This window comes from Bradyrhizobium sp. LMTR 3 (assembly GCF_001693485.1).
Classification (GTDB): domain Bacteria; phylum Pseudomonadota; class Alphaproteobacteria; order Rhizobiales; family Xanthobacteraceae; genus Bradyrhizobium.
In genome coordinates this window covers 494117-510670 of the sequence record NZ_MAXC01000033.1, presented here as the reverse complement: position 1 = coordinate 510670, position 16554 = coordinate 494117, and the positions used below count along the sequence as shown (strand labels likewise).

The window sequence follows — 16554 nt, the reverse complement described above, 5'->3', positions numbered from 1 at the left end:
TTTTTGTTTGGTTGTAGGACGGCGCGGTCACCACCCGCATCGGTTGCATTGCGCCTACTTTCGCCGCGGATGTGGTTTTTCAGCGACAGCATTTCTCGGGAACTTCGCGCTATATCGCCCAGCAACCTCAAATTGACGGCTGAGGAAAGTTGCGTTGGATATCCGCGAAAGGAAGACGAAAGTGAAGAAGATTCTGCTGACCACCACTGCCCTGATCGCGCTTGGGATGGCGCCTGCGATGGCCGCCGATCTCGCTGCCAGGCCCTACACCAAGGCGCCGGCTGCAGCGATTGCGATCAATAACTGGACCGGCTTCTACATCGGTGCGATGGGCGGCTACGCGCAGGAAAACAGCGATGGCATCGGTACGCTCAGCGGCGGCTTCGCCGGCGGCACCGTTGGTTACAACTGGCAAATGGGCAACGTCGTTCTCGGCATCGAGGCTGATGCGGCCTGGGCGGATGTCGGCGCAACCATCGGCCTGCTCGAGTCCCGGACTCGCGACATGGGCACCGTTCGTGGCCGTGTCGGCTACGCGTTCGACCAGGTCTTGGTCTACGGCACCGGCGGTTATGCCTGGGCCGACAACCGTCTGTCGATCGCAGGACTGTCGGACAGCAAGATCCACTCCGGCTGGACTCTCGGTGCCGGTGTTGAGGTGATGTTCGCACCGAAATGGTCCGTCAAGGCCGAGTATCTCTACCGCAGCTTTGACGGCGAGACCTACTTCGCCGGCGTCCTCCCGACGGGAACGCTCAATCTCAACAGCGTCCAGGTCGGCGTGAACTATCACTTCTAAGTCTGTTTGGCTGAAGCTACCTGCGCCTCCGTTCCGACGAATCCGGAACGGAGGCGTTTCTGTTTGCGGAGTTCCGAATTCGAGCTGCTGCCTGCTGCTGCCAAAAATATGACAGCACAAACAATCCGTTGATGATTCGCGCGCGGCACTGGAAATTCCTTGCCGTTCTTCCTATGTTCCGACTTTCAATCAACGGCGCCTGATCCCGGTTCTTGCCCGGCGATGCGCGCCCAACGTGGCGCGTGCCTCGCGCCTGGAAATGCCGATATGGATGAAGTGCTAAGGGCGAAGCGCCAACAGAACGCCGGCTCCGCATCGCGTGCGATCACCATCCGCGGTGCGCGCGAGCACAATCTCAAGAATGTCGATCTCGAGATTCCCCGCGACAAGCTCGTGGTGTTCACCGGCCTCTCCGGCTCCGGCAAATCCTCGCTCGCCTTCGATACCATCTATGCCGAGGGCCAGCGCCGCTACGTCGAGTCGCTCTCGGCCTACGCGCGCCAATTCCTGGAGATGATGCAGAAACCGGACGTCGACCAGATCGACGGGCTGTCTCCTGCGATCTCGATCGAGCAGAAGACCACGTCGAAGAATCCGCGCTCCACCGTCGGCACCGTCACCGAGATCTACGACTACATGCGCCTGCTATGGGCGCGCGTCGGCGTGCCCTACTCGCCGGCAACTGGACTGCCGATCGAAAGCCAGGTCGTCTCGCAGATGGTCGATCGCGTGCTGGCGCTACTCGAAGGCACCCGCCTCTATCTGCTGGCTCCCGTCGTGCGCGGCCGCAAGGGCGAGTACAAAAAGGAGCTCGCCGAATGGCTCAAGAAAGGCTTTCAGCGCGTCAAGATCGACGGCACCTTCTATGAACTCTCCGACGCGCCGACGCTCGACAAGAAATTCCCGCACGACATCGACGTCGTCGTCGACCGCATCGTGGTGCGCCCCGATCTCGGCCAGCGCCTCGCGGAAAGCTTTGAGACCGCGCTGAAGCTGGCCGAAGGCCTCGCCGTCATCGAATACGCCGACGCGCCGGCGGGCGCATCTGCGGCGGAGGACAAGAAGAAAACCGCAAAGATCCACGACAAGAGCGGGCCCGAGCGGATTCTGTTCTCGGAGAAATTCGCCTGCCCGGTCTCCGGATTCACGATTCCCGAAATCGAGCCGCGGTTGTTCTCGTTCAACAATCCCTATGGCGCCTGCCCGGCCTGCGGTGGCCTCGGCATCGAGCAGCACATCGACGAGGACCTCGTCATTCCCGACAAGGAATTGACCTTGCGCAAGGGCGCAATCGCGCCGTGGGCAAAGTCGTCCTCGCCCTATTACATCCAGACGCTGACCGCGCTCGGAAAGTTTTACAAGTTCACGCTCGACACCAAGTGGAAGGACCTGCCGAAGAAGACACAAGGAGCCCTGCTGCATGGCTCCGGCGACGACGAGATAAAGTTCTCCTACGAGGATGGCGTCCGCTCCTACGATACCAAAAAGCCGTTCGAGGGCGTCATCACCAACCTCGAGCGCCGCTACCGCGAGACCGAGAGCGAATGGGCGCGCGAGGAACTGGCCAAATATTTCTCCGACATCCCCTGCGAGGCCTGCAAGGGCCATCGCCTCAAGCCCGAGGCGCTCTGCGTCAAGATCGGCGGCAAGCATATCGGCGAGATCTCGGAAATGTCGGTGAAGCGCGCCGGCGAATGGTTCGAAAGCGTGCCGAAGGCGCTCAACGACCAGCAGAACGAGATCGCCGCGCGCGTCCTGAAGGAGATCCGCGAGCGGCTGTCCTTCCTGCTCGACGTCGGCCTGAACTACCTCACGCTCTCCCGCTCCTCCGGCACGCTCTCCGGCGGCGAAAGCCAGCGCATCCGCCTCGCTTCGCAGATCGGCTCGGGGCTAACAGGCGTGCTCTACGTGCTGGACGAGCCCTCGATCGGCCTGCACCAGCGCGACAATGCGCGCCTGCTGGAAACGCTGAAGCGGCTGCGCGATCTCGGCAATACCGTGATCGTGGTCGAGCATGACGAGGACGCGATACGTCTGGCGGACTACGTGCTCGACATCGGCCCCGGCGCCGGCATGCATGGTGGCCATATCGTGGCGCAAGGCACACCGGCCGACATCATGCGGAATCCGAAGTCGCTGACGGGCAAATACCTCACCGGCGAATTGTCGGTGCCGATCCCCGAGCGCCGGCCGCCGAACCATCGCCGCACCATCAAGGTCGTCAACGCCCGCGGCAACAATTTGAAAAACGTCTCGGCGGAAATTCCGTTGGGGCTATTCACCTGCGTGACGGGAGTCTCCGGCGGCGGCAAGTCCACGCTGCTGATCGACACGCTCTACCGTGCCATCGCTCGCAAACTCAACAACGCCAGCGAAGGCGCCGCCCCCCACGACCGCATCGAGGGGCTGGAGCACATCGACAAGATCATCGATATCGATCAGTCGCCGATCGGCCGCACCCCGCGCTCCAACCCTGCGACCTATACCGGCGCCTTCACCCCGATCCGCGAATGGTTTGCCGGCCTGCCCGAAGCCAAGGCGCGCGGCTACGAACCCGGCCGCTTCTCCTTCAACGTCAAGGGCGGCCGCTGCGAGGCTTGCCAGGGCGACGGCGTCATCAAGATCGAGATGCACTTTTTGCCCGACGTCTACGTAACCTGCGATACCTGTAAAGGCAAACGCTACAACCGCGAGACGTTAGAGGTCCTGTTCAAGGGCAAGTCGATCTCCGACGTGCTCGACATGACGGTGGAAGAAGCCGCCGAATTCTTCAAGGCGGTGCCGCGCGTGCGCGAAACCTTCAAGACGCTGCACCGCGTCGGCTTGGACTATATCCACGTCGGCCAGCAGGCGACGACCTTGTCCGGCGGCGAAGCCCAGCGCGTCAAGCTTGCAAAAGAACTGTCAAAACGCGCAACCGGCCGCACGCTCTACATCCTGGACGAGCCGACGACGGGGCTGCACTTCCACGACGTCGCAAAGCTCCTGGAAGTGCTGCACGAGCTCGTCGCCCAGGGCAACACGGTCGTCGTGATCGAGCACAATCTGGAGGTCATCAAGACCGCCGATTGGGTCATCGACCTCGGCCCCGAAGGCGGCGACGGCGGCGGAGAAATCGTCGCCTGGGGCCCGCCGGAGGACATCGTCAAGGCGCCGCGGAGCTACACGGGCAAGTTTCTGGCGCCCGTGCTGAAGAAGGCAGATGGCAAGCCGCGGAAGAGCGGAGCTGCGAGCGAGGCGGCGGAATAAGCCAGAGGCAGGGCGGACACAAACCCGGAACACCCATGCCAGTAGCGTAGGATGGGTATCGCTTCGCGATACCCATCACAACTGTCGATTGGATTGATGGGTATCGCTTCGCTCTGCGAGCAGGTCACTCCGCTGCCGCCGCTACACCCCCCAATAATGCGGATGCGGCCGCGAGCGGTCGCCCCAGTCGAAGGCGTCGTCATCGAGCTCGGACGGGCCCGCGCGCAGATCCTCCAGTGTTACGTCGGATTGGTAGGCCTGACGCGCGGGATCAAATCGGAGTGCGTCCCACCGGATCGGACAATGATGGTGGCTGCCGAGCAGTCCTCCGGTTTTGATCACGGCGTAGGCAACCGTTCCGCTCACCTTGTCGAGCATCAGTCGCTCGATCGAGCCGAGCTTTGTGCCGTCGCGCCCGTACACGTTCACGCGCTCGACGCGATCACTGGGCACCAGGGTATGGGGCATGGCGACCTCCCTGTCTTCCCTTGTTCGGTTGACATAATAGCACAACTGGGCTCGAGATGGACGAGCCACCCTGCAACAAAACTCTGCAGTGGCGTGGGTGGAACGAGGTGTCCGCTTTAGCCCAACGGGCGAAGCTCGGTCGAGAGGCCGGCCCCTACGACAGCTCACGCCGCGTCGGCGGGCCTCACGCGCTTGGCGATCTCCGCGCCCTTCTCGCGCTCGACCACGCCGATGTCGTACTGACCTTGCAGGTCGAGCCAAAACTGTGCGCCGTTTCCGAAGTACCGGCCGAGCCGCACGGCTGTATCAGCGGTGATCGCCCGGCGAAAGTTGAGAATATCGGTGATGCGGCCGGACGGCACGCCAATGTCCAGAGATAGCCGGTTGGCACTCAGCTTGCGGGCTGCCATCTCGCGCTTCAGCAAGCGGCCGGGATGTACGACGGGAGCCATTATTCATCCTCTATGATAATCCACGATTTCTACCTCGAAGGCGTCGCTCTTGCGAAACTCGAAGCAAATTCGCCATCGATCATTGACGGTCATCGCCCATTGTCCGCGACGATTACCCTTAAGCTTATGCAAGCCGACGCTCCTCAACGGACTCAAATCGTTCAGCGATTTGGCGACATTCAAAGCCAGCAACAGGTCAATGGCAGCTTCAAAATCCAACCCGCGGAACTGATTTGGCCGGTCTCCATCCCAAACCTTGCGGGTCACCGAATTCCGCCACGACTTGATCATGGCATGGACATACTACGAGTTCCGGTGAACTACAAGCTGGTCAGCAACTCACCGCCCTCTCACTCCTCGATCGCGGCCTGCACAAATCCGTCCGGGTCGTCGCAAAACTCGCGCAGCACCTTGTAGTGGTCGGTCTCGCGCACCGTGACCGGCTCCAGCCCGTATTTTGTCAGCCGCAGCAGCGTCGCGTTCGGATAGGCCATCAGGACAGGCGAATGCGTGGCCATGATGATCTGACAATGGCCGATCTGGTCCATGCGCCGCATCAGCTTCAGAAACTCGATCTGGCGCGCGGGCGACAGCGCGGATTCCAGTTCATCGAAGATGAAGATGCCCTGCCGCTGGCAGCGCTCTTCGAAGAAGCGCAAAAAGCCTTCGCCGTGGGAGTGCGAGAGGAAATCGGGAGGCGGCGGCCCGGGCGTTCCGATGGCCGCTTCATCGAGATATCGGGCGACCGAAAAGAAACTCTCGGCACGAAAGAACCATCCGTTGGTGATCTTCGGAAGCCAGCTTGCGCGAAGGGCGGTCGACAACGTTCCACCCATCTTCTCCAACGCCTTCGAATGATCGACGGGCATGTACCCCTTGCCGCCACCGGCTTCATCGTAGCCGGCAAGCACAGCGATGCCTTCAAGCAGCGTGGACTTCCCCGTCCCGTTCTCGCCGACAATGATGGTGATCGCGCGCTCAAAACTCAATTCGAAATCGTCGCGCAGCAAGGGAAGGCAGAACGGATAGGCCTCGCGATCGGTGACCCGTGATGGCTCGAGCCAGATGCGCTTGAGGTACGGCGCCGGCAGGTTGATCGGGCGGTTGCGTCGTGAAGCCATGTGCGCAGGTCCGAAGGGAACAACATCGCATTCAATGCATATATCCGGATCGTCCTGCAACCCCAGATGGCGAGAAAGCCCTCCCAAGAACCAGCGATGCCGAGTGCCACCTACACCCTCTTCCGCAATGCCATCCTTGACGAACAGCAGGTCGTCTGCCGCTATGACGGCTGCGCCCGCGAACTATGCCCGCACATCATCGGCACCAACAGACACGGCGAAGAGGTCGCACTGGCCTGGCAATTCGCGGGCGAAAGCTCTGGCCCGTTGCCGCAATGGCGCTGCCTGAAGCTGGCAAATGTCAGAGATGCCCACGCGCGCGAGGGGCGCTGGCACGAAGGCGGCTCGCATCGCACGACGCAGACCTGCGTCAACGATATCGATCTCGACATCAACGTTCATGTTCGAAAGCGGCGCTGACGCGGGCCCGCCTCTCATCACGCTCGCATTCGCGCCCCTCTCTCGCAGATCGCGAGAGCGTTCTGCACCACACGTCGCCGCACTGCTGTCGAAATAGCAACCTGCCTGCGCCAATGAGGGAACGCGCTTCGGTCCAATTTTTGCCGGCATACGCATCGTATGGTGAACTTGCGAGCGGCGTTCTCACATCCGCGCGAACGTTGCTTGCAGACGGCTCTTTGGGGCGCGTTCGCGCCCGCTTTCCGAAAACGATACGTCACCATGCCGGTGCGATCGGTTCGCTATCGAGCCCGCAGGGGGTTATACGAATGTTCAACTTTAGGGGACAAAAAATGAAACGACTACTTCTAGCTAGTGTGGCCCTCTCGGTCGCGACCGCAGCCTCGGCCGCCGACATGCAGGCGCGGCCCTACGCCAAGGCGCCTCCTGCGGCGGTGGTGTCTCCGGCGTATAACTGGTCCGGCTTCTATATCGGCGCGATGGGCGGCTATGGCTGGGACAGCGGGGACGCCAGCGGCGGATTCGGCGGCGGCACCATCGGCTACAACTGGCAATTCCCAGGCAGTCAGTTTGTTTTCGGCATCGAAGTCGACGCCGCCGGCGCCAGCATCAAGGATAGCCTCACCGCAGACATCGGCGGCGGCGTCCTGGCCACGGAGGAGATCAAGATCAACTCGTTCGGCAGCGTGACCGGCCGCGCGGGCTTCGCATTGGATGCGGCCCTCATCTACGCCAAGGGCGGTTTTGCGTGGGCCAACAGAAAGGACTCCCTTTCAATTCCAGCGCTTGGCGTGTCGGATTCGGATAGCCAGTCTCACACTGGATACACCATCGGCGGCGGCCTCGAATATTTGTTCACGCCGAACTGGTCGGCCAAGGCCGAATACATGTACACCAGCCTCGGCGGCGAGACCTACAATCTGGCCGGCGACGTGTTTGACTCCGGCACCGTTGACTTCCACACCATCAAGGTGGGCGTGAACTATCACTTCAGGTGAGACGCGCTATCACCGCGCAAGCTGCGTAGGGTGGGCAAAGCGCAAGCGTGCCTACCATTCCGCAAACGAACCGGAGAGATGGTGGGCACGGCGCGTTGCGCCTTTGCCCACCCTACGGATTCACACCACCTCCAGCACCAGCTCCATCGTCATCAGCACCGGATTGTCGCCGCGCATCAGCCGTCCCTCGGCGATGCCGCCGAGATAATCGACCAGCGCGACATCGAGCCCCGCGTGCAGCGTGCCGTCAGCGCCGGGCGCGATCAGGCCGTCCCTGATCGCAAGCTCGGTTGCAAACGGCACCACGGTTCGGCCATCGGTGAAATGCGCGCCGATGGTGGAGCCGACGCCGCCGTGAATCCGCGCGCGCAGGATTCCGTGCTGCCGGCAGAAGGTCTCCAGCGCCGCAGCAAAATCCTGGTTCGGCCGCAGCCGCAGCGCAAAGGCGCGGCTCGTGGTCTCGGCGTCCGTGCTCGCGCACGCCACCGGCCCGAACAATTTGAAATTGGTCTCGGGATCGGGCTCGGCCGTGAAGACAGCGCCGTCGATACCGAATGCTTCGACCTCGAACGATTCGGCGACGACGCTTTCCTCGGGAAGAATGTGGCCGCCGTGCAGTTGCCCGTCGGTCTCGGTCCACAGCCCGTGGCAATGGAAGAACGGCGCGCCGTCGCGCTCGCCGAGCGTCATCGCGCCGAGCTTCAGCCGCGTGATGCCGGCGGGCCGAAACGTATCGCTGTAGAACGCGGCATTGGCGCCGGTCTTCGACAGCGCCGGCATCACATAGGCAAACGGCCCGAGTGCCCCTCCCCGCATGCTCAACACGCCGCCGGAAAATCCGGCTTCGGCAAAGCCGCGGCGCGCGGCCTCGAGCAGCGGCAGGCCGGCCTGCAACGTGAACGAAAACGCCCGGCCCCGCGCCTCGACCCATTGGATGCGCTCCGGCGCGGGCGGCCCGGGCTGCGCGACGCTGCGCATCGCGTCAGCTAACCGTTTTGGAGATGAGCGCAAGCAGTCCCCTCGCCTCCAGTTCATCGCGAACCAGCCGCTTCGGAATCTTGCCGTAACCGGATTTCGGCAGCGCCTCCCAGAAGAAGAAGCGCTTCGGCATTTTGTAGCGCGGCACCTTGGGCGCCAGGAATGCAGCAAGCTCCGCTTCGCTCACCGCGCCAGCGCCCTCGCGCGCGACGCAGACGGCGACCCCTACCTCGCCCCAGAACGGGTCGGGCACGCCGAGCACCGCCACCTCGCCGATCGCGGGATGGGTGAGGATCTTCTCCTCGACTTCGCGCGGATAAATGTTGGAGCCGCCGGAGATGTACATGTCCGAGGCGCGGCCGGTGATGTAGACGAATCCCTCCTCGTCCATGTGGCCGAGATCGCCGGTGCCAAACCAGCCGTCGCGAAACGCCTTCGCGTTGGCCTCGGGGTTGTCATAATAGCCGGCGAACACGGCGGGGCCGATCACGCAGATCTCGCCGGTCTCAAACGGTTTGAGCTCGCGCCCGTCGTCGCCCTGGATCGACACCTGCATGCCGGTGCGCTCGAAGCCACAGGTACCGATGCGGGCCTGCGGGCCGTCCTCCGTGTCGTGCAGACTGGCCGGCATCACCGTGATGTTGCCGGTGACCTCGCCGAGGCCGAAATACTGCACGAGCACCTTGCCGAGCTTGTTCAGCGCGGCCTTCTGGTCCTCGCGATACATCGGCGCGCCGGCATAAATCACGAAGCGCAGCGAGGAATGATCATATTTGTCGACCGCCGGATGCTCGACCATCATCTTCAAAATCGTCGGCACCGTAAAGATGTTGCTGACGCGATGAGCCTCAATCAACCGGAACGCCTCAGCGATGTCGAATTTTTCCGACGGCAGCAGGATGGTCGGTACGCCGCGCGCCGCCTGCACGAGCTGGTGCACGCCGGCGCCGTGCGACAGCGGCGCGACCACCAGCGAGGCATCCGTCTCTGTCGTGCCCGGCATCAAATCGGCGAGATGATTTGTCACCACAAAGGCCATCTGCCCATGGGTAAGAACCGCGGCCTTGGAGCGCCCGGTCGTGCCGGAGGTGAAGAAGAACCAGCAGGGATCGTCGTAGTCGACCGCCGCATTCTCGACCTTGGCGCCAGCATGCTCGGCGATCACATCACTGACCGTCTTCTCGCCGAGGGCGCCCTCGCCGATCCTCCATATAAATTCGAGCGCGGGATTGGCTGCCGCTGTGGCGTGGTCGGGGAAATCGCCATGGCACAAAAACGCCTTCGCACCAGAGGCGCTGGCGAGATAGGCGACCTCGTCCGGCATCAGGCGGAAATTGGTCGGCACCCAGACCGCGCCGAGCCGAAAGGCCGCGAACATCGACCAGAACATCTCGTCGCAATTCTTGGAATGGACGAGGATGCGGTCGCCCTTGGCGATACCGCGCGCGGCGAGGCCTGCGGCCAGAGCCGACACGGCACCATCGATCTCGCGCCAGGTCCAGGATTTGTCGCCCCAGATGAAGCCAATGCGGTCGCCGTGGCGGCGGGTATTCTGGGTCAGCATATGCGCCAGATTCATCACCCGGCGCGACATCCGCGCCAGACCACCGCGCGGGGTAGGAATCGTCATCGTTTCAGTCACAGGGAATCAACCATCACGCCTCAGAAAAACAGACATAGAACATCTCATGGCAACAATAGCAGAAAGCCCGGCGTCAACTCAAATCCGCCGTCGCGGCGTTATCATGAGAGTCTCCCGCCAAAGGGCCGACATCACCATGGCCACGCGCTCGCGTCCATAAGCCCGCGCAAATGATTTTCGTTGGCCAATGGAAGATCGACGACATCAAGTGCGCCGTCAGCCCGTGGTCGGTCCGCGCCCCACCTATCGTCTCATTCAAGTACTAGAATTGAAACGAGAGCCCGCCAGCCACGTGTGGGGCCGACGGGCTCTCCAGAATTTACTGCGGATGATTGGCCAATTCCTGATCGCTCAAGCGCCAGTCCTGCCAAAGCTGAAGCGCGCCCAGCAAGACGACGATTCCACCGAGGGCGATGTGCCAGGCCCGAAGCATGTCGTCACCGGCATAGCCGAACAGGAAGGGCGAGGCGGCCAGCCAGAGGCCGAGCGCGATCTCCCCCACCTCTTCCCAGCGCTGCAGTGCGACATACTCGAGCTGCGCCAGACCGAAGACCAGCATACCGATCACGAACGTATTGAGGATCATGGTGCTGCGTTCGGCGTCCATCACGTCGTGGCTGGAGAACGGAAACCACGGCGATACCACGATCAGCACGCCAAGCAGCATGCCGAACCAGTCTTCCCACGTGCGATGCTTGCTGAAGAATCCAAAGCCCGACATTGTAGACCTCCCCTTGAAAAGAGGCATACGTCGGCGGCCGCGATCACAGCATTTCCGATATCGAACCCAGACCCGGCCGCCTCAGCGGCGTATGTCATCCCAAAGACGTAGGAACCTCACCCACGGTTGCAAGGCCTCGCCCGTAAAGTTCCCGTGCGTGTGCGCGTTCTTACTGCGCTGCACCGAGCCGCTGCAGGCTCTCGCGATTGCCCCAGCCGGCTCGTTGAGGCGGTCGGTTGCCCCAGCAACGGCGATCTGGCTCAAGACAGCATCTCAGCCAATCCCAGCGAGGCAGTCGTCCGTTCGGCGCCGGTTTGCATCGGCGGGTTCATGTCCCTAAATCGAGCGGTGAATCATCCGGGAATCGCTGCATGGCCGCCGTCCGCGACAACAAGGCTCAAAACCGCTTCGAACTCGATATCGATGGCGCCGTGGCGTTTGCGAATTATCGCATCACGCCCGCGGCGGTCATCATCACCCATACCGAAACGCCGCGCGCCCTGCGCGGCCGCGGCATCGCCTCTGAGCTGATCAGGGGCGCCCTCGAATTGATCCGCGCCGACGGACGCAAGGTCATCGCCGGCTGCGGTTTTGTCGTGGATTATCTGCGCAGAAATCCGGAATTTGCCGATCTGACGGGGTGACGTGGCACACCGTCATTCCGGGGCGCGCGTTAGCGCGAACCCGGAATCTCGAGATTCCGGGTTCGACGCTTTGCGTCGCCCCGGAATGACGTGCGTAACAGAACAACAAACCTCACGTGATCCGGACCGACATATCCGGCAGGCCCCTCGAGCTTGCACAGGATAACGCCTCCCTCAATCGCACAAAAAAGAAGGCCCGCGTCGCCGCGGACCTTCGCATGTCAGGACCGAGCGAAGCGTCAGTGCTTGATGTCCGGCGGCAGCTTGCCGCCATTGGCGGCCAACTTGGCCATGACCTGCTTGTGCAGCCAGATGTTCATGCTGGCGGAATCGTTGCTGTCCCCGATGTAGCCGAGTTCTTTCGCAAGATCCTTGCGCGCGGCGAAGCTGGAATCGATGTCGAGCGCCTTCATCAGATCGACGATCGAGGTGCGCCACTCCAGCTTCTCGCCCTTGGCCTTCACTGCCTGATCGAGGATCGGCGCGACGTCGACGGTCGCCGCAGGTGCAGCGGCCGCACCGGACGATCCGCCTCCCTCAACTGCACCGCCGCCGGCCGGCGCGGCGTCTGCCTTGGTGCCGAATATCGCGCTCATGATTTTTCCGAAAATGCTCATCGTTCGCTCCCAATGAGTTGAGGATGGGGTGAGTCTTGGGCGGCACTGTTTGACCGGCAGCACCACGCCGGGATCGCCAGCAACTTTAGCGAGCCAAGCGATGCTTGCCAATGAAACATTCACCTAAGCGTGAGTGTGATTGTCGTTGCATGGGAGTACGCTGACAGAACAGTTCGCGACACGGCCAGTTCCACCACCTGTCTTCGCGTCTGGTCTGATCGTGATCTTTTTTGGAGACGGCACGTTTGCGTCTTCGGGCGCAAAATTGCGGCCGCCGAAGGGAGACAGCGACCATGGCCACTTCTTATCAAGGCAATGTCACATCACTGACGCAAAGCGGAGGGGCCGCGGCTGCGCCAGTCATCCGAACCATCGACTTCGCCGATCTCGGTCGCGCGTTGCGGCGCGGCTGGGAAGATTTCAAGGCGGTGCCAAGCCACGCCATCCTCCTGTGTGTGATCTATCCCGTTCTCGGATTGGTGCTGGCACGCGCCGTTCTCGGCTATTCTGTCATACCGCTGTTGTTTCCGCTGGCCGCCGGCTTCGCCCTGATCGGCCCATTCGCGGCGCTCGGCCTCTACGAGATGAGCCGCCGTCGCGAACGCCGTGAACCGGCGACCGCCTGGGATGCGCTCGAGGTAGTACGCTCGCCGTCGTTCGGCGCGATGCTCGGGCTCGGCGTGCTGCTGCTGGCACTTTTCGTGACCTGGGTGGCGACCGCGCAGGCGATCTACATCGCGGCGTTCGGCTATGAGGGAGCGACCGGCTTTTCCGATTTCGCGACGCGCGTGCTGACGACGCCACAAGGCTGGTGGCTAATCGTGGTTGGCTGCGGCGTCGGCTTCCTGTTTGCCCTCGTCGCGCTCTGCATCAGCGTGGTCTCGTTCCCACTGATGCTGGAACGTCATGCCGGCGCTGGCGATGCGATGGTGACCTCGCTGCGCGCGGTCGCACACAACCCGGTGCCGATGGCGGCCTGGGGCTTGATCGTCGCGGTGCTGCTGGTCGCGGGAACGTTGCCGTTCTTCCTCGGCCTTGCCGTCGTCATCCCGCTGCTTGGGCACGCTACCTGGCATCTCTATCGGGAGACGATCGAGCCGGAACTCAACCCGCAGCCGCTTCCGCCCCGCCCGCACCGCGAACGCAAGCCTGCTGCCGATTTCCCGGCCAATCTGTTCCCCTGGCGGCGCAGGGACAACGTATAGCCTGCACGGAACCTGATCGATCAAACCGCCGGTCGAATCCGCCCCGGCGGTTTGATTGTTCACCGCTCACTAACGATGAATTGAGCACGTTCAACGGAATAGCATTGCGCGCACCTACATAAGCCTTGTTTTAGCCGACCTTGCTTCGAACATTCGGCGTGGCGTCGACACTAACGCCGAAGACGCATCGATCGTGGAGCGAACGGCACGATGATTTCTCGCCTTTCCCTGCGCGCCCTGACCTTGGGCGCGCTCCTACTGACCACTACGGCCGCGCTCGCGGCGCCCTGCGGCACGAGCCCGTTTGAAACATGGCTGGAGGACTTCAAGAAGGAAGCGGCATCCAAGGGAATATCGGCGTCCGCCATCCAGGCCGGCTTGACCGGCGTCACGTTCGACAAGAGCGTGCTGGCCCGCGACCAATCGCAGAAGGTCTTCAGCCAGAGTTTTGAGGAATTCTCCGGCCGCATGGTCCCGCCCCGGCTGACGCGTGGGTCCAACATGCTCAAGCAATACGGCTCGGTGCTCGGGCGCATCGAACAGGCGTACGGCGTGCCCGGAGAAGTCTTGGTGGCGATCTGGGGCCTGGAAACCGATTTCGGCGTCAACATCGGAAAATTCCCGACGCTGCGCGCGCTGGCGACGCTGGCTTATGATTGCCGCCGCGCCGACATGTTCAAGGCCGAGTTGATGGACGCACTACGCATCGTCGAGCGCGGCGATATCGCGCCGCAGGAAATGCGCGGCGCCTGGGCCGGCGAAATCGGCCAGACCCAGTTCATGCCGTCGTCCTACATCAAGTTCGCGGTCGACTTCGACGGCAACGGCCGCCGTGACCTGCTGCGTAGCCCGCCCGACGTGCTGGCCTCGACCGCCAACTTCCTCGCCAACCACGGCTGGCAGCGCGGCAAGGACTGGGAGCCCGGCGGCGCCAATTTCGCTGCGATCAAGGAGTGGAACAAGAGCGAGGTCTACGCAAAGACCATCGGCTATTTCGCGACACAGCTTTCGCGGGCGCCTTAACACGAACTCAGAGGGCTGGCCGTGGTGAGCGGCCCTTCGCAGCTCGGCCCATTCACCAGGGCTGCCTGCGGCAGCCGCGTCGAGCGCTGTTCACCGTAATAATGAATTCATATTCAATTTATTCTGCAAACAGCATGCGATTCGCGCATAAGAAGATTCCAAAAGCATCGGTATTTGCGACACGTTTTGTCGACCCTTGAGAGCCTTCGAGCTGGTTCCCGGCCTCCTTGATCGCCAATTCAGGGTTATCTGACGATTACGAGAAACCCGCAAATCTACGGCATTACTTTACATATTTGGCGCACGCCATCACGTGCTGCTGCCGGCTAATCCGCGACTATGCCGAAGCGTTAAACGGCCGTTACCATCGTTATGCGTTTTAGGATTAGCTGCATCGCAACATAGGAACTTCTGCACTGCAAAAAACCAAGCTATATTCATTTCAACGGTGAAGCCGTCCTCCAAGGGCTGAATCGTAACTGCAAGGAGACTACCATGTTGCTCTCGCTCATCCGCATGATCCAGGCATTCCGGGATTATCAGCGCAATGTCAGCGAACTGTCCCAGCTCAGCGATCGGGAACTGGCCGATATTGGCCTTGATCGTTCGGACATCCCGCGCGTTGCCGCCGGAAACTATAACGGCTGATCATTGGTCAGCCGCCTGGATGAACGGATAACGCCCGCCCCGCTGCGGGCGTTGTCGTTTGCACCAGGCCAGCCTTCGCTTGGAAGCGCTTCGTAGGTGCGCCAGGCGCGAAAACGCGCTAACCCTGCGCGCATGATTTCCAACACTCCCAAAACTGACACCGTCCATGTGATCGGCGGCGGCCTTGCCGGCTCGGAAGCGGCCTGGCAGATCGCCAATGCAGGCGTTCGCGTCGTCCTGCATGAGATGCGCCCCTTGCGGATGACCGAGGCCCATCGCACCGAGGGCCTGGCCGAACTCGTCTGCTCCAATTCGTTCCGCTCGGACGACGCTGCCAACAACGCCGTGGGCCTGCTGCACGCCGAAATGCGCCGGCTGGGCTCGCTGATCATGCGCTCCGCCGACGCCAACCAGGTGCCTGCGGGCGGGGCGCTGGCGGTCGACCGCGACGGGTTTTCCGCCGCCGTCACCCGAGCCTTGCACGACCATCCCCTGATCGAGATCGACCGCTCCGAAATCGCCGGCCTGCCGCCGGCCGAATGGGGCAACGCGATCGTCGCGACCGGCCCCCTCACCTCGGCGCCGCTGGCGGACGCCATTCGCGAACTGACCGACGAGAACGCACTGGCGTTCTTCGATGCGATTGCACCGATCGTGCACAAGGACTCCATCGACATGTCGGTGGCGTGGTTTCAGTCGCGCTACGACAAGGTCGGGCCCGGCGGCACCGGCGCCGACTACATCAATTGCCCGATGACGAAGGAGCAATACGACGCCTTCGTCGCGGCATTGCTGGCCGGCGAGAAGGTGGACTTCAAGGACTGGGAGACAAATACGCCCTATTTCGACGGCTGCCTGCCGGTCGAGGTGATGGCCGAACGCGGCCATGAGACGCTGCGGCACGGTCCTATGAAGCCGGTCGGGCTCACCAATCCGCACAATCCGACGGTCAAGCCTTATGCCATCGTGCAGTTGCGACAGGATAATAAACTCGGCACGCTCTACAACATGGTGGGCTTCCAAACCAAGCTAAACTACGGCGCGCAGCAGCGTGTGTTCCGCACCATTCCGGGGCTCGAGAACGCCGAATTCGCGCGGCTCGGCGGCCTGCATCGCAACACCTTCCTGAACTCGCCAAAGCTGCTGGACGCGCAATTGCGGCTGCGCGCGCAATCACGGCTGCGCTTTGCCGGCCAGATGACCGGCTGCGAGGGCTATGTGGAATCCGCGAGCATCGGCCTGATCGCAGGCCTCTATGCCGCGGCAAATGCGCGAGGACAGTCGCTCGAACCGCCGCCTGCGACCACGGCGCTGGGCTCGCTGCTCGGCCATATCACCGGCGGCCACATCGAGACGATCGAGGCCGGAACACGCTCGTTCCAGCCGATGAACATCAATTTCGGCCTGTTTCCCCCGCTTGCCAGCGTGCCGACCAAGAAGCCCGATGGCAGCAGGCTGCGCGGCAATGAGAAGACGGTCGCCAAGAAGCAGGCGCTCAGCGCACGCGCCTTGTCCGATCTCGATCGCTGGATCGCCGATCGTCTGCGCGTAGCGGCGGCGGCGTAATCC

The 16554-nt window shown here is 62.4% G+C and carries 17 protein-coding genes; 9 read left to right on the top strand and 8 right to left on the bottom strand.

Annotation, left to right across the window (positions count from 1 at the left end; genetic code table 11):
- The first annotated feature begins 181 nt into the window (after positions 1-181).
- On the top strand, positions 182-799 hold the full coding sequence (locus LMTR3_RS23225) for an outer membrane protein (protein ID WP_065747385.1): 618 nt from the start codon (positions 182-184) through the stop codon (positions 797-799).
- Between the two features lie 267 nt (positions 800-1066).
- Positions 1067-4048, top strand: coding sequence for an excinuclease ABC subunit UvrA (gene uvrA / locus LMTR3_RS23220; protein ID WP_065747290.1), 2982 nt, complete (start codon positions 1067-1069; stop codon positions 4046-4048).
- Positions 4049-4189: 141 nt separating this feature from the next.
- On the opposite strand, the gene LMTR3_RS23215 is transcribed toward uvrA, so the two are convergent.
- From LMTR3_RS23215 to LMTR3_RS23200, 4 genes are all read right to left on the bottom strand, one after another.
- Entirely contained in the window at positions 4190-4516 is a 327-nt protein-coding gene (locus LMTR3_RS23215; RefSeq protein ID WP_065747289.1) for a PRC-barrel domain-containing protein, read from the bottom strand.
- Between the two features lie 164 nt (positions 4517-4680).
- The gene (locus LMTR3_RS23210) at positions 4681-4968 is read right to left on the bottom strand and encodes a HigA family addiction module antitoxin (RefSeq protein WP_065747288.1); all 288 of its coding nucleotides are present in this window, start codon (positions 4966-4968) and stop codon (positions 4681-4683) included.
- Between the two features lie 3 nt (positions 4969-4971).
- Positions 4972-5235 (bottom strand): type II toxin-antitoxin system RelE/ParE family toxin, encoded by a 264-nt coding sequence (locus tag LMTR3_RS23205; protein WP_245319975.1) that lies wholly within the window; start codon positions 5233-5235, stop codon positions 4972-4974.
- Positions 5236-5318: 83 nt separating this feature from the next.
- Positions 5319-6089 (bottom strand): AAA family ATPase, encoded by a 771-nt coding sequence (locus LMTR3_RS23200; protein ID WP_065747286.1) that lies wholly within the window; start codon positions 6087-6089, stop codon positions 5319-5321.
- Between the two features lie 96 nt (positions 6090-6185).
- Between LMTR3_RS23200 and LMTR3_RS23195 the strand changes: the two genes are divergently transcribed.
- Positions 6186-6509 carry a hypothetical protein gene (locus LMTR3_RS23195; RefSeq protein WP_065747285.1) on the top strand — a complete coding sequence of 108 codons (324 nt, stop codon included), beginning with the start codon at positions 6186-6188 and terminating at the stop codon, positions 6507-6509.
- A gap of 332 nt (positions 6510-6841) precedes the next feature.
- Positions 6842-7507, top strand: a complete 666-nt coding sequence (locus LMTR3_RS23190; protein ID WP_065747284.1) for an outer membrane protein — start codon at positions 6842-6844, stop codon at positions 7505-7507.
- A 120-nt stretch (positions 7508-7627) separates the two neighbouring features.
- Here LMTR3_RS23190 and LMTR3_RS23185 read toward each other — a convergent pair whose 3' ends face one another.
- The 3 genes from LMTR3_RS23185 to LMTR3_RS23175 all read right to left on the bottom strand — a co-directional run bounded on the left by LMTR3_RS23185 (position 7628) and on the right by LMTR3_RS23175 (position 10848).
- Positions 7628-8485, bottom strand: coding sequence for a PCC domain-containing protein (locus LMTR3_RS23185; protein WP_065747283.1), 858 nt, complete (start codon positions 8483-8485; stop codon positions 7628-7630).
- A gap of 4 nt (positions 8486-8489) precedes the next feature.
- On the bottom strand, positions 8490-10115 hold the full coding sequence (locus tag LMTR3_RS23180) for an acyl-CoA synthetase (RefSeq protein WP_065747282.1): 1626 nt from the start codon (positions 10113-10115) through the stop codon (positions 8490-8492).
- A 331-nt stretch (positions 10116-10446) separates the two neighbouring features.
- Positions 10447-10848: an SPW repeat protein gene (locus LMTR3_RS23175; RefSeq protein WP_065747281.1), complete on the bottom strand. Its 402-nt coding sequence runs from the start codon at positions 10846-10848 to the stop codon at positions 10447-10449.
- A gap of 371 nt (positions 10849-11219) precedes the next feature.
- On the opposite strand from LMTR3_RS23175, the gene LMTR3_RS23165 reads away from it, so the two are divergent.
- Positions 11220-11492 carry a GNAT family N-acetyltransferase gene (locus tag LMTR3_RS23165; protein ID WP_065747279.1) on the top strand — a complete coding sequence of 91 codons (273 nt, stop codon included), beginning with the start codon at positions 11220-11222 and terminating at the stop codon, positions 11490-11492.
- 239 nt (positions 11493-11731) lie between these two features.
- Here LMTR3_RS23165 and LMTR3_RS23160 read toward each other — a convergent pair whose 3' ends face one another.
- A complete protein-coding gene (locus tag LMTR3_RS23160; RefSeq protein WP_065747278.1) occupies positions 11732-12109 on the bottom strand; it encodes a DUF3597 domain-containing protein in 378 nt (125 codons plus the stop codon).
- 293 nt (positions 12110-12402) lie between these two features.
- Between LMTR3_RS23160 and LMTR3_RS23155 the strand changes: the two genes are divergently transcribed.
- The 4 genes from LMTR3_RS23155 (at position 12403) to trmFO (ending at position 16551) form a co-directional block, all read left to right on the top strand.
- Positions 12403-13314: a DUF2189 domain-containing protein gene (locus tag LMTR3_RS23155; protein ID WP_065747277.1), complete on the top strand. Its 912-nt coding sequence runs from the start codon at positions 12403-12405 to the stop codon at positions 13312-13314.
- Positions 13315-13524: 210 nt separating this feature from the next.
- Positions 13525-14337, top strand: coding sequence for a lytic murein transglycosylase (locus tag LMTR3_RS23150; protein WP_065747276.1), 813 nt, complete (start codon positions 13525-13527; stop codon positions 14335-14337).
- Between the two features lie 495 nt (positions 14338-14832).
- Positions 14833-14985, top strand: a complete 153-nt coding sequence (locus LMTR3_RS36765; RefSeq protein ID WP_074278622.1) for a DUF1127 domain-containing protein — start codon at positions 14833-14835, stop codon at positions 14983-14985.
- Between the two features lie 132 nt (positions 14986-15117).
- Positions 15118-16551, top strand: a complete 1434-nt coding sequence (gene trmFO / locus LMTR3_RS23145) for a methylenetetrahydrofolate--tRNA-(uracil(54)-C(5))-methyltransferase (FADH(2)-oxidizing) TrmFO (RefSeq protein WP_065747275.1) — start codon at positions 15118-15120, stop codon at positions 16549-16551.
- Positions 16552-16554: the final 3 nt, after the last annotated feature.